The 14,179-nt window shown below is 53.6% G+C and carries 12 protein-coding genes; 7 read left to right on the top strand and 5 right to left on the bottom strand.

Annotated features, from left to right (window positions below):
- Positions 1-34 precede the first annotated feature (34 nt).
- The 4 genes from ACFOMG_RS03760 to ubiE all read right to left on the bottom strand — a co-directional run bounded on the left by ACFOMG_RS03760 (position 35) and on the right by ubiE (position 4,647).
- On the bottom strand, positions 35-1,393 hold the full coding sequence (locus ACFOMG_RS03760) for a sodium-dependent transporter (RefSeq protein WP_376864883.1): 1,359 nt from the start codon (positions 1,391-1,393) through the stop codon (positions 35-37).
- A gap of 158 nt (positions 1,394-1,551) precedes the next feature.
- Positions 1,552-3,204 (bottom strand): ubiquinone biosynthesis regulatory protein kinase UbiB, encoded by a 1,653-nt coding sequence (gene ubiB / locus ACFOMG_RS03755; protein ID WP_376864882.1) that lies wholly within the window; start codon positions 3,202-3,204, stop codon positions 1,552-1,554.
- 23 nt (positions 3,205-3,227) lie between these two features.
- Positions 3,228-3,899 (bottom strand): ubiquinone biosynthesis accessory factor UbiJ, encoded by a 672-nt coding sequence (locus ACFOMG_RS03750; protein ID WP_376864881.1) that lies wholly within the window; start codon positions 3,897-3,899, stop codon positions 3,228-3,230.
- Position 3,900: 1 nt separating this feature from the next.
- Positions 3,901-4,647, bottom strand: a complete 747-nt coding sequence (gene ubiE / locus ACFOMG_RS03745; protein WP_376864880.1) for a bifunctional demethylmenaquinone methyltransferase/2-methoxy-6-polyprenyl-1,4-benzoquinol methylase UbiE — start codon at positions 4,645-4,647, stop codon at positions 3,901-3,903.
- 236 nt (positions 4,648-4,883) lie between these two features.
- Here ubiE and ACFOMG_RS03740 point away from each other — a divergent pair, with 236 nt between their 5' ends.
- Positions 4,884-5,141: a DUF1145 domain-containing protein gene (locus tag ACFOMG_RS03740; protein WP_376864879.1), complete on the top strand. Its 258-nt coding sequence runs from the start codon at positions 4,884-4,886 to the stop codon at positions 5,139-5,141.
- A 219-nt stretch (positions 5,142-5,360) separates the two neighbouring features.
- Here the strand turns inward: ACFOMG_RS03740 and ACFOMG_RS03735 are convergent, their stop codons facing one another.
- Positions 5,361-6,662 (bottom strand): TolC family outer membrane protein, encoded by a 1,302-nt coding sequence (locus tag ACFOMG_RS03735; protein WP_376864878.1) that lies wholly within the window; start codon positions 6,660-6,662, stop codon positions 5,361-5,363.
- Positions 6,663-6,835: 173 nt separating this feature from the next.
- On the opposite strand from ACFOMG_RS03735, the gene ACFOMG_RS03730 reads away from it, so the two are divergent.
- The 6 genes from ACFOMG_RS03730 to parE all read left to right on the top strand — a co-directional run bounded on the left by ACFOMG_RS03730 (position 6,836) and on the right by parE (position 14,161).
- Entirely contained in the window at positions 6,836-7,471 is a 636-nt protein-coding gene (locus ACFOMG_RS03730; RefSeq protein ID WP_376864877.1) for an NUDIX domain-containing protein, read from the top strand.
- A 122-nt stretch (positions 7,472-7,593) separates the two neighbouring features.
- Entirely contained in the window at positions 7,594-8,055 is a 462-nt protein-coding gene (locus ACFOMG_RS03725) for a DUF1249 domain-containing protein (protein WP_376864876.1), read from the top strand.
- A gap of 135 nt (positions 8,056-8,190) precedes the next feature.
- Positions 8,191-8,997 carry a 3',5'-cyclic-AMP phosphodiesterase gene (gene cpdA / locus ACFOMG_RS03720; protein ID WP_376864875.1) on the top strand — a complete coding sequence of 269 codons (807 nt, stop codon included), beginning with the start codon at positions 8,191-8,193 and terminating at the stop codon, positions 8,995-8,997.
- 9 nt (positions 8,998-9,006) lie between these two features.
- On the top strand, positions 9,007-9,615 hold the full coding sequence (locus ACFOMG_RS03715; protein WP_376864874.1) for a YqiA/YcfP family alpha/beta fold hydrolase: 609 nt from the start codon (positions 9,007-9,009) through the stop codon (positions 9,613-9,615).
- A gap of 73 nt (positions 9,616-9,688) precedes the next feature.
- Positions 9,689-12,208, top strand: coding sequence for an EAL domain-containing protein (locus ACFOMG_RS03710; RefSeq protein WP_376864873.1), 2,520 nt, complete (start codon positions 9,689-9,691; stop codon positions 12,206-12,208).
- A gap of 60 nt (positions 12,209-12,268) precedes the next feature.
- Positions 12,269-14,161, top strand: a complete 1,893-nt coding sequence (parE, locus tag ACFOMG_RS03705) for a DNA topoisomerase IV subunit B (RefSeq protein ID WP_376864872.1) — start codon at positions 12,269-12,271, stop codon at positions 14,159-14,161.
- Positions 14,162-14,179 lie beyond the last annotated feature (18 nt).

Raw genomic sequence — 14,179 nt, 5'->3', positions numbered from 1 at the left:
TGGCACGCCGTAGCGGAAGTTGGCACGCGCTGACTCAGTTGATGAATACCAACAGTATCATCAGCGGGCAAATGAACTTGACGTACGCCGGCCAGATTTTCCAGAACAGTGTTTGCTCCAGCTGCGGGTTACCCTGTTGCAGCTCTTTCAGCAGCCGGTCGCGTTTCAGTACCCACATCAGCAACAGGCTGTATAACATCGCCAGCAGCGGCTGGGCATATACCGTGGTGGCGGTAATCACCAGCCCGAACAACGCTTTAAAGTTAAGAATAATCAGTGCCGAAATCAGTGTGATCACGGCGCCGGTGAGCCAGCTCATTTTACGCCGCGGCTGATTAAACTGTTCACAGGCCATGTTCACCGGTGACTCCAGCATGGAAATGGTGGAGGTGATGGCGGCGATGGTTAACAGCGCAAAAAAGCCGATGGCGATAAAGGGGCCGGCAGCGCCCATGGTGTCGAACATGGCCGGCAGAACAGTAAACACCAGGGTGTCAGAGGACAGCAGGCTGCCATCTTCGGCATAAATAGTGACTCCGTTTTGCTGGGCGACAAACATCGCCGGGATAATCAGCAAGCCGGCGAGAAAGGCGACAAAGGTATCCAGTCCGGCGACCACGGCGGCGGTGGCCGGCAGGTTCTCCTGCTTTGAGAGATAGCTGCCGTACACCATCATGCCGGTGACCCCCAGCGACAACGAAAAGAAGGCCTGCCCCATGGCACTGACCAGCATTTGCGGCGACAGCTGGCTGAAATCCGGCAACAGATACATGCGCAGACCGTCCATGGCACCGGGCTGACCGAGGATATAAATCGCCAGTAATACCAGCAACGCCAGCAGAGTTGGCATCAACCGTTTTGACCAACGCTCGATACCGGCGCTGACACCATCACGCACAACAAAAATGGTAAGCAACATAATCACCAGCATCATCAGCAGGTTGCGGCTGACGGAAAACTCGGTAAACCAGCTGGCCAATCCCTCCAGGCCGAGTAACTGGAATACCGGTGCCAGCATATAAGCCACCAACCAGCCGGCCACAATGGCGTAAAAGCTGAGAATCAGCGATAAGGCACACACGCCTAATACACCGCCGAGGCTGGCAAAACGTTTGCCGAGCGTACCGGAGGCCAGATTGCGTAACGCACTGATCGGATTTTGTTGGGATAACCGGCCAATGGTCAGTTCGGCGACTAACATCGGGTAGGCCAGTACAAACACCATCAGCAGGTAAATCAGCAGAAAAGCACCGCCACCGTTTTCAGCCGCCTGGGTTGGGAAACCCCAGATATTGCCTAAACCAATGGCAGACCCGGCGGCAGCAAGAATAAAACCGGTACGGGAAGTAAAACCACCGCGGCTGTCAGCCACGGCTGTTGCAGAGTTGGCCATAACTGGCTCCTGATACAATCGTTGGTGCCGTGGTGGTGATACACCGTCACGGCGGGCTGTGGTTGCTGCGGCCTTGTGGGCGTGGCAACGGACAGCCGTTAATAGATAACCCCGGCCGGGTAATGCCGGGTACTATGCCTGCTATGCCCGACCTGTCGTCAGGCCTTCAGCAACAACCAGATGATGCCACTGGCGGCGATTGCCAGGCCGGCCACTTCCGGGATGCCGAGTGTGAAGGCCTGCCACCAACTGAACAAACCGCTGACCAGAGTCAGGGTGCCCAGCGTCTGATGGCGCTTCTGATTACGTTGCTGGTGCAGGGTTTCACGCAGTTGCAGCAACTCGTTGTGCAATGCCTGCTGGTTTTCGTCCATGTGGTTCAGGCGCGATAACGCACCATGTACCAAACCGGGGATCTGCGGGGCTTTTTCGATCCAGCCCGGCAGTTGCCGCTTTAATTCTTTGTAAGCCGCCTTCGGACCAAAGCGGTCGCGCATCCAGCCTTCCAGATAGGGTTTGGCGGTACTCCATAAATCGAGTTGTGGATACAGCTGGCGCCCCAGGCCTTCGATGTTGAGCAGGGTTTTCTGCAGCAGTACCAGTTGTGGCTGGACTTCCATATTAAAACGCCGGGCGGTGCTGAACAGCTGGATCAACACCTGGCCAAAGGAAATCTCGGCCAGCGGTTTATCAAAGATAGGTTCACACACGCTGCGGATAGCGGCAGCAAATTCATGCACCTTGGTGCTTGGGGGCACCCAGCCGGAGTCGATATGCAGTTGTGCAACCTGATGGTAATCCTGATTAAAAAAGGCCAGCAGGTTCATCGCCAGGTAGTGCTGATCTTCTTCCGTCAGACTGCCGACAATACCGCAGTCGATGGCGATGTATTGTGGTTGTTGCGGGTTATGCCGGGCGACAAAGATATTGCCCGGATGCATATCGGCATGGAAAAAGCTGTCGCGGAATACCTGGGTAAAAAAGATTTCCACACCCCGTTCGGCAAGCAGCTTCATGTTGGTATTCTGCGCCTGCAGCTGACCCACATCAGCTACCGGTATGCCATAAATCCGCTCGCTTACCATGACTTTATTGCGGCAATATTCCCAATACACTTCCGGCATATACAGCAGTTCAGAGTCGGCAAAGTTGCGCTTCAGCTGGGTGGCGTTGGAGGCTTCAATCTGCAGGTTCAGCTCGCCATAAATGGTATGGCGGTAGTCTTCCACCACTTCCAGCGGCTTCAGGCGGCGCCCTTCGGCGGAATATTTCACCAGCAGCCGGGCCATAAATTCGAGTAACTGCAGATCGCGTTCGATGGTGTGTTCGATCCCCGGACGTACCACTTTGACCACCACTTCCTGGTCACCATGTTCACTGTCCTGTGGCAGGCGGGCGGCATGCACCTGAGCGATGGAAGCCGACGCCAGTGGCTTGGCGGAGAATTCGGAGAATAACTGTTCGATTTTCTGGCCCAGCTGATCTTCGATCAGAGCGATCGCTGTGTCGCTGTCGAACGGTGGTACATCGTCCTGCAGGCGGCGCAATTCGGCGACGATATCGTCCGGTACCAGATCCGGCCGGGTCGACAGAATCTGGCCGAATTTCACAAAGATGGGGCCCAGTGCTTCCAGCGCCAGACGTAAACGTGCACCGCGGCTGAGTTTGCCGGGTACCGGATTCAGGCGCCAGGGAGCGAGCCACAGAGCAATACGCAACGACAGCGGTAACTGTTCGACCGGCACCAGGCTATCCAGGCGGTAGCGGGTGAAGATAAAAAGAATTTTCCACAGGCGCCAGAGGTTGGCCATAAAGGAATTCCTGAATAACGGGTTTAGTGTTGAGGGTCGTCGCTGGCCTGTTGCCGGGCCTGCAGCTGATCCAGGCGGGCCTGTAGTCGGTCGCTGGCAAAGCGCAGCTCATCAACCTCATCGGCAAACTGATCAAGTAATGGTTGTGGCGTTACCAGCTGCGCTTCGTCTTCAAGGTAGTCTTTGGCGGCAACGCGGTAAGTGGAGGCGCTGGACTTACCCCAGCGAAATAAACCACGAACGCTTTTCCCCAGCTGATGTGCTAGCAGGCTGCCGGTGAGTGGCTGAATCAGGGCTTCCCAATCGATATCAAGCTGCTGCACCAGTCGGGTCAGGCGAATCGACAGCTCACTATCGCCGTCCATATCGATGGCGCTGTTGATCAGTTGATTGGCTTTATCGCCGGCTCTGGCCAGCGCTTTAAAATCGGCCAGCGAACCACGCATGATGACGTCGGGCCGGGCTTCGTTACGGAAGCTGAAGGCCACGCCCTGATTGAGCAGCCGAATATACAGTGGCTGAATATCGTTCACTTCGATGCAGACCAGCCGCCCGGCTTCCGCTGCGATGTGTTGTAGCGCCACCGGATCCTGCTTCAGTAACTGATTAACACTGGCTTCCAGCGGAATCAGCAGACTGTGCGACAGGGTGGCATGGTTGGCCAGTTGGCTGGCCAGCGCTTGCAGCAACGCCATCTCAGGGTTTGATGCCGCGGTGTAAGGCCACCACGCCACTGGTCATGTTATGGAAGCTGCAACGCACCAGGCCTGCGTTTTCCATCATGCTTTTCAGGGTTTCCTGATCCGGGTGCATACGGATGGATTCGGCCAGGTATTTGTAGCTGTCGGCGTCGTTGGTCACCAGCTTGCCCATAAATGGCAACGCGGTAAATGAATACAAATCGTAAGCCTTGCTCATCAGCGGGTTGGTGGGTTTGGAGAATTCCAGCACCAGTAAGCGGCCGCCGGGTTTAAGCACCCGCGCCATAGAGCGTAACGCTTTGTCTTTATCGGTGACGTTGCGCAGACCAAAAGCGATGGTGATGACATCAAAGCTGTTGTCTTCGAAGGGCAGGCATTCGGCATTCGCCTGGACGTATTCGATATTGCCAACATACCCCTGATCGGTCAGCCGGTCGCGGCCGACGTTAAGCATCGATGAGTTGATATCCGCCAATACCACACCGCCGGACGGGCCGACAATTTTGGCGAATTTTTTGGTCAGGTCACCGGTGCCGCCTGCCAGGTCGAGCACTTTGTCGCCCGGGCGTACACCACTCATATCGATGGTGAAACGTTTCCACAGGCGATGAATACCAAACGACATCAGGTCGTTCATGACATCGTATTTGGCGGCTACCGAATGGAAAACATCGGCCACCATTTCCTGTTTCTTGTCGCTGTCTACGGTCTGATAACCAAAGTGGGTTTTGTTGTCTGACATGTCGACCTTCTCTGACTGATCGGCCGCCTGCGCTGTTCACAGAACGGACAAAATGAAAATTGCCGCCATTTTAGCGGTTGCCCGGACGAATGTCTTGCGCTGCATCAGCTACCGTCGGCAGCCCGCAGATGGCGGTTGTCGCGATTCCACCTGTGCAGCTTGTGGTGCCTGCGGCAAGCTGCGACCATGGCGCCTGCGGGCGTGATCTTACACGCTGTTAATCAAGGTATTTCATTATGTTTATCGCACTCAATAAAGCCGCCACCGTGGTGTTCTGGCTGCTGGTTGTTATGGCTCAGGTTCAGGGCTGGCAAGGCTGGTTAGGATTGTTGCCTCAGGTTGGTCTGGCGGTGGCCGTTATTCATGTGCTGGAAGTGGCGTATTTCTGGCTGTCGCTGAAACAACGCAGCAGCAACCCGGTTGCTGATGCGCTGCAGATTTTTGTGTTTGGTATCTTTCATATGAAGCGTTTTATCGAACAACAAAACGCCTGATCGCCGGCGCCCGTCTGCATTCAAGAACAGAGTGATCACAGTAACAGGCACGTATGAGACTATCAGCCAAAACGGCAGTGCTCGGTGGGTATTTAATCTGCAGCTTCGAGTAGGCTGGCAAGGCCGCTAAAACGATAAACCCCAGCTTAGGGGCTAGGGTTTGTAAACAGCCTGACCGCAGCCAGGCTGCGGTTTTTTCTGTAGCGAAAAGGGCGCTGATCAGCCCTGAACCAGCCAGCCGTTTAACTGCTGGATGTCTTTTTCGTTCAGTGTTCCGGCGAAGAACTTCAGGTTCAGCAGGTCCTGAATATAGTCGTAACGGGCATTAGCGTAGTCGCGCTGTGCCTGGTACAGAGTACGCTGAGCATTCAGTACTTCAACGATGTTCCGGGTACCGACTTTATAACCGGTCTGGGTTGCTTCCAGTGCACTTTCGGCAGAAACAATCGCCTGCTTGCGCGCTTTTACGTTCAGCACATCGGTTTTCACTTTGCGGAACAGGCTGCGGATGTTCTGCTTCATGTTACGGCGTTCGCCTTCCAGCTGGTATTCGGCGGAGGCGTATTGTTTAGCCGCCTGTTTGCTCTGGCTGTATAACGAGCCGCCGGCCAGTAATGGCATAGAAACCTGGAAACCAATGGCAGTACTGGTGGTGTCGACGGTACCGCCTGCGGTTGGAATAAACTGGTCGCCATCGGAATAACTGCCAATCAGTTTAACCGTTGGCAGATGGTTCGAACGGGTAGCATTACGTTGCAGACGTACCGCATCTTTGTTGGTTTCTGCCAGCCGCAGACCAACGTATTTGGCCAGACCGGATTCTACCCAGGGCTCGACCTGGGTTGGTTGAGGCATCTCCAGCGATACGTCATCGCGTAATGGCGATACCGTATCAAAACGCTGTCCGGTTAACTGTTCCAGTGCTTCGTAACTGATGTCGAGGCTAGCTTCCTGGCCCAGCAGGTTGACGGCGGTCAGGTCGTATCCGGCTTGTGCTTCATGGACATCGGTGATGGCGATCAGGCCGACATCAAAGCGTTGTTTGGTTTGCTCCAGTGAGCGTTTCACTGCTTTTTCTTCGGCCTGAGCGGCTGACAGATTATCTTTGGCACGCAGTACATTGAAGTAAGACTGGGCGGTGCGCAGCAGCAGTTGCTGCTCGGCTAATTGCAGTTGCAGAGCCGCGGCTTCATCACCGGAAGACGCTGCCTGATAGGTATACCAGGCGTTCAGGTTAAACAGAGTCTGACTGGCCTGAATCTGCAGTTGTGCCTGATCGTAGTCGAAATCCTGCCCGGCAGATTCGCCGTCTACTTCGGTCTGGCTGTAGCTGATGTTCGCTTGTGGCAATAAGGCACCGCGGGCGGTGCCGACGTTGTAGCTGTTCGCTTCGCGGGTGGCGCGGGCGGCAGCGATTTGGGCATCGTTGCTGGCCGCTTGTTGATAAATGGTGCTAAGGTCGGCGGCGTTTGACAGGCTGGATGCCAGAATCGCAGCACTGAGAGTCAGTAATTTTTTCATATTGTTTCGGGCCTTTGCTTTGGCAGCCATGTGAATAAAGTTGTCATTCTAACAGAATAAATACTGCTCAAAATGCCTTCATTGTTCCGGCAATGAAAACAGACTGTACAGTAGTTCCGTTGAATATTAGCTAAGTCTGATATTCTTCTCTAGTTATATAGGTAGGTCAAGTAATGAACACCCAACCGAAGAATCAACTGGCTGCGCCTGAGTATAGCGGTGCCGATGTTGAGATCGTAGACAATAAGCGCGTTTTTGATGGTTTTTTCGCGGTGGACAAGTTAACCCTGCGTCACAAACGTTTTGACGGTAGCTGGAGTGGCCCGTTTACCCGCGAATTATTTGAACGGGGTGAAGCCGTGTGTGTGTTGTTATACGATCCGCAGCGCGACTGTGTGGTGTTGGCTGAGCAGTTTCGCCCCGGTGCGCTGGCGGATGAACGTTCGCCCTGGTTACTGGAGCTGGTGGCCGGCATGGTGGAAGCCGGGGAAAGTTATCAACAGGTGGCAGAACGTGAAACTGAAGAAGAAGCCGGCTGTCAGTTCTATCAGCTGATTCCGATTTGCAATTATTGGGTGTCGCCGGGTGGTACCAGTGAGCGGGTGCAGCTGTATTGCGGCCTGATCGACAGCCAGGGGGTTGCAGGTATTCATGGCCTGGAAGATGAAAATGAAGACATTCGTCTGCACACGCTGAGCTTCCCCCAGGCTTATCAGGCGGTTGAGTCAGGTTGCATTAATAATGCGGCCACTATTATGGCGCTGCAGTGGTTGAAGATTCACCATAGCGAACTGAGCGGGGCTGAATAAATCGGTATTCTGAATATAGATAGCCCGCTGGTTAGCTGGATTTATTCTTTGTCTGGCACCGCTGGCGGTGATTCGTTAGGCTTCTCTGCCAGATGACCATCAGCACGACAGGGGAGGAGCCTTTGCTGAAGAAAAAACGTTATGTGCCCGACTTGCAGCAGTTATCTTCGCTGGCGGAGAAAAATTACCTGCGCTTTCTGAAGCTGTTTCCGGATATGGAAGCAGGGGCCGAACGTGTGTTTGTGATCAGCTCCGGTTCGTCGCATCAGGCCCGGGTAGTCATCCGGGTTGAAGAGGTGCACCCCTATACCACCATGTTGCAACTGGTACAGCAGGGGCTGAGCCCGGAATGGATTCAGCCACCGCGGATGCAGGTGCGGTTGTATCATGATGCCAATATGGCGGAAGTATTGAGTTACCAGAATCAGCGGCGCTTTGAGGGACGTTACCAGTATCCCAATCCGACCATGCGTCTGCCGGACGAAAAACTGCAGCTAAACCGTTTTCTGGCTGATTGGCTGGATCATTGCCTACAATATGGACATGTCGACACAGCGTTTGAATTTTTACCGGATCTGTCATAAAAGATATTGATAGAACTGTAAAAAGCAGTAAAAGCGGCTGTGTCAGGTAAGTTTTTGTGAAACTTTTCTCTGTCGTGGCGCGCGTCGCTCGTATAAAGTGGAAATACTAACGATAAAAAGGGAGTGGGTACGACTGTGTTCTCGCTGAAAAACCGGAGGCCATTGCGTCTGGTGCAGATCACGGATACTCATCTGAATGAGCCCGAGGATGGCCATTTATTGGGTATGCAGACACTGCACAGCCTGCGTTGTGTGCTGGAACTGGTGCGTGAAGAGCGTCACCAGATTGATGCTTTTCTGGTGACGGGGGATTTATCCCAGGACGGGTCACTGGAGGCATATCATCATCTGCAACGCGAACTGACCCATTTTTCCTGCCCTTCTTTCTGGCTTGCCGGAAACCACGACGATCCTGATAACATGGCCCAGGCCGCCGACGGGAATGAATATCTGCAGCCGCTGATCCGCACCGACGACTGGCAAATCATCATGCTCGATTCCCAGGTGGTGGGTAAAGTGTATGGCCGCTTAGCGGAATCTCAGCTGGACTTCCTCGATCAGACACTGGCACAGCGGCCGGATCTGCATTCGCTGGTTTGTTTCCATCATCACCCGGTAGCCATGGACTGCAAGTGGATCGATACCATCGGTATTAAAAATGCGGATGACCTGTGGCGGGTGATCGATAAACACAGCAACGTGCGTGCGGTTTGCTGGGGACATGTCCATCAGGACAGCGACCAGATGCGTGGCCAGGTGCGGTTATTATCAACCCCTTCCACCTGTATTCAGTTTGAACCCCAAAGCGAAGATTTTGCCATTGATTCACTGGCCCCCGGTTATCGCTGGCTCGACCTGAATGCCGATGGCAGCATTGATACCGGTGTCAGCCGGGTTGAGGGGATCGAGTTCGAAGTGGATTATTCGGTGAAAGGGTACTGACCGTCAGTGATGAAACTGCCTTCTCATATCGGCTGTGTTTATCTGCACGGTTTTTTAAGTTCGCCCGCCTCCACCAAAGCCCAGCAACTGATGCACTATTTTGAGCAGTCCGGGATGGCTGACCAGCTGCGACTACCCGCTCTGGCGTTTGAGCCACAGCAGGCAATCTGCCAGGCTGAACAGGCCGTGACCGCACTGCAGCAGCAGCCGGGTATTCGTGACGTGTTTATTATCGGCAGCTCCCTGGGGGGATATTACGCCACCTGGCTCAGTCAGAAACTCGGCTGCAAAGCCGTGCTGGTGAATCCGGCGGTCAGACCTTATGAGTTATTTGACCGTTACCTGGGGCCGAATCAACACTTCTACGATGGCCAGACTTATATTCTGGAAATGAAACACATCGACCAGCTACAGGCGCTGGAGGTTGAGACGCTATCGCAGCCAGATAAGCTGATGTTGTTGTTACAAACCGGCGATGAAACGCTGGATTACCGCCTTGCGGCGGAGAAATACCTGCCTTGCCGCAGCTGGCTGGAAGCCGGTGGCAACCACAGTTTTGTGGATTTTATCGATCGTTTACCGGCTATTTTCTGCTTCGCAGCAGGCTGCGACCGTTAAGCGGTCAGACCATTGCCTGACACACCTCAGGCTGTGCTAATCTGAACAGACATAAACAACCGTGGTTGCCGGCATGGGTGCACAGAATGGATTCAGACATGGCATAGCCTGCCTGCTGTTAACGCTGTTGCTGGCACTGATCGTTCATTTTGCCCGTACCATCGCTGACCCGCTCAGCCATACGTTAACCAGTGGCGATCATGGGATCACCATTTCCAGTGGCTATTGGCTTGACCCGTCTGCAGCGGTGAGAGTCAGCGAAGCTGCACAGCAACCACAACTGATGGCAGAGTCGGATTTTGCCGAGATTCCCTGGAGCTTCGAGCAACAGGCCTACTGGTTACGGCTGACACTGACGAATTCCGCGGCGGATCCCCGCGTTCTGGTGGTGCACTTTGCCAATCCGATGCTGGAGCAACTCGATCTTTATCGTCAGGCAGACGGACGGGCGGCGGAACATATCCGTCTGGGTTGGCAGGCACAGGATCTGACGGCTGAGCAGCGTGCCATACCTTCTTATGAATGGTTGCTTGATGGCCGCAGCAGCCAGCAGTTATACATTCGTATTGCGACCGAGGGCATTGCCAAAACCCCGGTGCAGTTGTTTACCCCGCAGGATTTTAACGCTCTGGTGCGGTCGAAATTTCTGATCTGGGGAGGTTTTGTTGGCATTCTGATTGTCATCGCGCTGTATAATCTGGTGTTGTACAGCGGTCTGAAAGACGGCATCTATCTGGTTTACATCAGTTATATCGTTTCGATCCTGATGTTGTTGGGTGTGGCGATCGGTTTTGGTCATTATATCTGGCCGGAAGGTGTGATCCGGCTGTTGCGCAGTCAGATTGTTACGGCGAACCTGCTGGTGGTTATTTTCACCATGAGCTTTGCGCTGTTGTTTTTCAGCCTGTGGCACAGCCGTGAACGTATTGTGCGTTGGTTTAAGCGTTATCTGCTGTTTATGGTAGCGCTGGCCATCGTGGCGCTGGGGTTGCCGGAATATCGTGCTGCACCGCTGTTTTTTGCCGCCATGGTGGTGTTGTATCCGCTGATTGTCTTGTTGCTGTATCGCCAGTTCCGGCTTAATTATCGCTGGGCGGGTTATTACCTGGTTTCCTGGGTGCCACTGATTGTAGGGGGAGCGTTACAGCCGATGGTGCTGACCGGCGTGCTGGAGGGCTCTTTCCTGCTTAATCATGCCCTGATGATGGGGGTCTTAAGCGAAATTGTACTGATGGCGATGGCACTGGCTAACCGCATGCAATTTAAAAAAGAACAGGCCTTGTTTAACGCGACTCACGACCCGGGCACCGCCTTACCCAACAGCAACTTGCTGGATGCCAGTCTGCAGCACCTGGTAAAGGAAGAGCAGCCGTTCTCCGTGTGCCTAGTCGAAGTGGTGGGCTTCTCCGGTTTACAGCCGTATATCAGCAACAGTAACAGTGATGAGCTGATGCTGATGATTGCCCGAACCATAAATCGTGAACTGCTGTATCAGCCGGATTTTCTGATACTGGAGAGTTGTGCCGCCAAGCCCCAGCGGGTGGTGCATATCAAGGACGGTTTATTGGCCGTCATTCTGCTGGATTATTCGCCAGCGCTGGCTGCCAGCCTGTTTCACACGATTCAGCAGCAATTATCCTCGGGCGCCCAATTGGGTGAGCTGTATGTATCGTTATCGTTGCGTTTTGGTCTGTCGCTGTATAGCCGGCATAACAATGAAGAATTACCGGATGTGCTGAAACAAGCCCAGCAGGCACTTGATCAGGCCAAGCACCAGCATCAGCCTGTGGCGCTGTACCAGGCCGATCAGGCATATGGTCTGACGCAACGCTTATCGCTGGCTGCCGGGCTGCAGGCCGCACTGAAAAACGATGCTTTGCAGTTGTATCATCAGCCACAGATCAATCTGCACAGTGGCCGGGTGGACGGTTCAGAGGTGTTGTTACGCTGGCATCATGCTGAGCTGGGTTTTATTCCACCGTCAGAATTTATTCCGCTGGCTGAAGATACCGGCATTGTGAATGAACTGACCTTATGGGTCATTGATCGCGCTTGTCAGCATTTGCAGCAGCTGCGCCAGGAAGGCTTTGTGAATTACAACGTGTCGCTGAATATCAGCGGTAAAGACATTGCTGAGCCGGATTTTCTGGACAATGTCCGCGCCATTCTGGGCCGCTATCCGATACCGCTGCAGAACCTGACGTTTGAATTAACCGAGTCGGTGACGGTCAGCGACTTTCATTTGTTGCAGCATACGCTGGACGCGTTGGCGGCGATGGGGATTAATATCGCGATTGATGATTATGGTACCGGTTATTCCTCGCTGTTTTATATCGCCGAGTTACCTTTCACCGAGCTGAAAATTGATAAAAGTTTCGTGTCGGATCTGGACGATTCCGGTCGTCACCTGACAATCGTTAAAACCACCATCGAAATGGCCAAACGCCTGGGGCTTAGAGTGGTGGCCGAAGGTATTGAAACGGCCGCCGTCGAAGCCCTGCTGAAAGAACATGACTGCCAGCTGGCACAGGGATTCTATTACCGTAAACCCAGTCCGTTTGATCAATATCTGAGCTGGCTGAAGCAGAGCTAGGAATTACCCCTGTGGTCGTTATACTTGGGCCGATCAGATTGTCTTTAGCAAGAGATATACATGGCGAATAAACAATACACCGCATCGTCGATTGAAGTACTGAGTGGCCTGGATCCGGTTCGTAAACGCCCTGGCATGTATACCGATACCACCCGCCCCAATCACCTGGCACAGGAGGTGATTGATAACTCGGTGGACGAAGCGCTGGCAGGTCATGCCAGCAGCATTGAAGTAACGTTACACGCCGATGGTTCGATGACAGTGCTGGATGATGGCCGCGGCATGCCCACTGATATTCACCCGGAGCACGGTGTTTCCGGGGTTGAGCTGATTCTGACGCAGCTGCATGCCGGTGGTAAGTTCTCCAACGATAATTATCAGTTCTCCGGTGGTTTGCACGGTGTGGGTGTGTCCGTGGTAAACGCCTTATCAAAAGTGCTGGAGGTGACCATCTGGCGCGATGGTCAGGTACAGCGTATTGGCTTTAAAGACGGTTATAAAGCACTGGACTTACAGGTGGTTGATAGCTGTGGCAAAAAACGCAGCGGTACCAGTGTTCGTTTTCTGCCGGATGCACAATATTTTGATTCGTCGAAATTTTCGCTGCCGCGGCTGAAACACGTATTGCGCGCTAAAGCGGTTTTATGCCCGGGGTTACGGATTAAATTTAATGCCCCGAATGCTGAAGACAGCGCCGAATGGTATTACGAAGATGGCTTAACCGATTATTTAAAAGTCAGCTCCACCGGTTACGAAACTCTGCCGCAGGAACCTTTTACCGGCTCGATGACCGGCGACACAGAAGGCGTCGACTGGGCGGTGCAGTGGCTACCGGAAGGCGGTGAGTTATGTCAGGAAAGTTATGTAAACCTGATTCCTACCGCTCAGGGAGGAACACACGTTAACGGTTTCCGTTCGGGGTTACTGGATGCGTTACGTGAGTTTTGTGAATTCCGTAATTTATTACCACGCGGGGTAAAATTAACGCCGGATGATTTATGGGAGCGTTGCTCCTATGTGTTATCGGCCAAGCTCGCGGATCCTCAGTTTGCCGGTCAGACCAAGGAACGCCTGTCGTCGCGGGAAGCGTCATCGTTTATTTCCGGTGTGGTAAAAGATTCGTTTGCTCTGTGGTTAAACGAACACACCCGGGATGCCGAATTATTAGCCGAAATGGCGATTTCCAGTGCTCAGAGCCGGCTGCGTAAAGCCAAAAAAGTAGCGCGTAAAAAAATCACCCAGGGCCCGGCTTTGCCGGGTAAACTGGCCGATTGTACCGGTCAGGACGGTGAACGTACGGAGCTGTTTCTGGTGGAAGGGGACTCGGCCGGCGGCTCAGCCAAGCAGGCGCGGGATCGTGAATTTCAGGCCATTATGCCGCTGCGTGGTAAAATCCTGAATACCTGGGAAGTGGACTCCGGTGAAATTCTGGCCTCAGAAGAAGTGCATAATATTGCTATTGCACTGGGTATTGATCCGGCCAGCGATAATCTCGACGGTTTACGTTATGGCAAAATCTGCATCCTGGCCGATGCTGATTCCGATGGTTTACACATTGCCACCTTGTTGTGTGCGTTGTTTGTGCGGCATTTCCGTAAGCTGGTAGCAGACGGCCATGTGTACGTGGCGATGCCGCCGTTGTACCGCATCGATGTCGGCAAAGATGTTTATTATGCTCTGGATGAAGGTGAAAAAGCCGGTGTGTTAGAACGCATTAAAGCAGAAAAGAAACGCGGCAAGGTTAACGTGCAGCGCTTCAAAGGCCTGGGTGAAATGAACCCGATGCAGTTGCGTGAAACCACCATGGATCCGAACACCCGCCGGCTGGTGCAGTTATCGCTGGAACCGGGTGACGGTACCAACGAATTAATGGATATGTTGCTGGCGAAAAAACGCGCTTCTGACCGTAAAGGCTGGTTAGAACAGCGCGGCAACGAAGTGGAAATTGCCTGACGCCGGTCAATCATCAGG

The sequence above is a fragment of the Bacterioplanoides pacificum genome (assembly GCF_042648445.1).
GTDB classification, from domain to species: Bacteria; Pseudomonadota; Gammaproteobacteria; order Pseudomonadales; family Oceanobacteraceae; genus Bacterioplanoides; species Bacterioplanoides pacificum.
The sequence above is the reverse complement of the archived record's forward strand: the minus strand, read 5'-3'. Positions and strand labels throughout refer to the sequence as shown.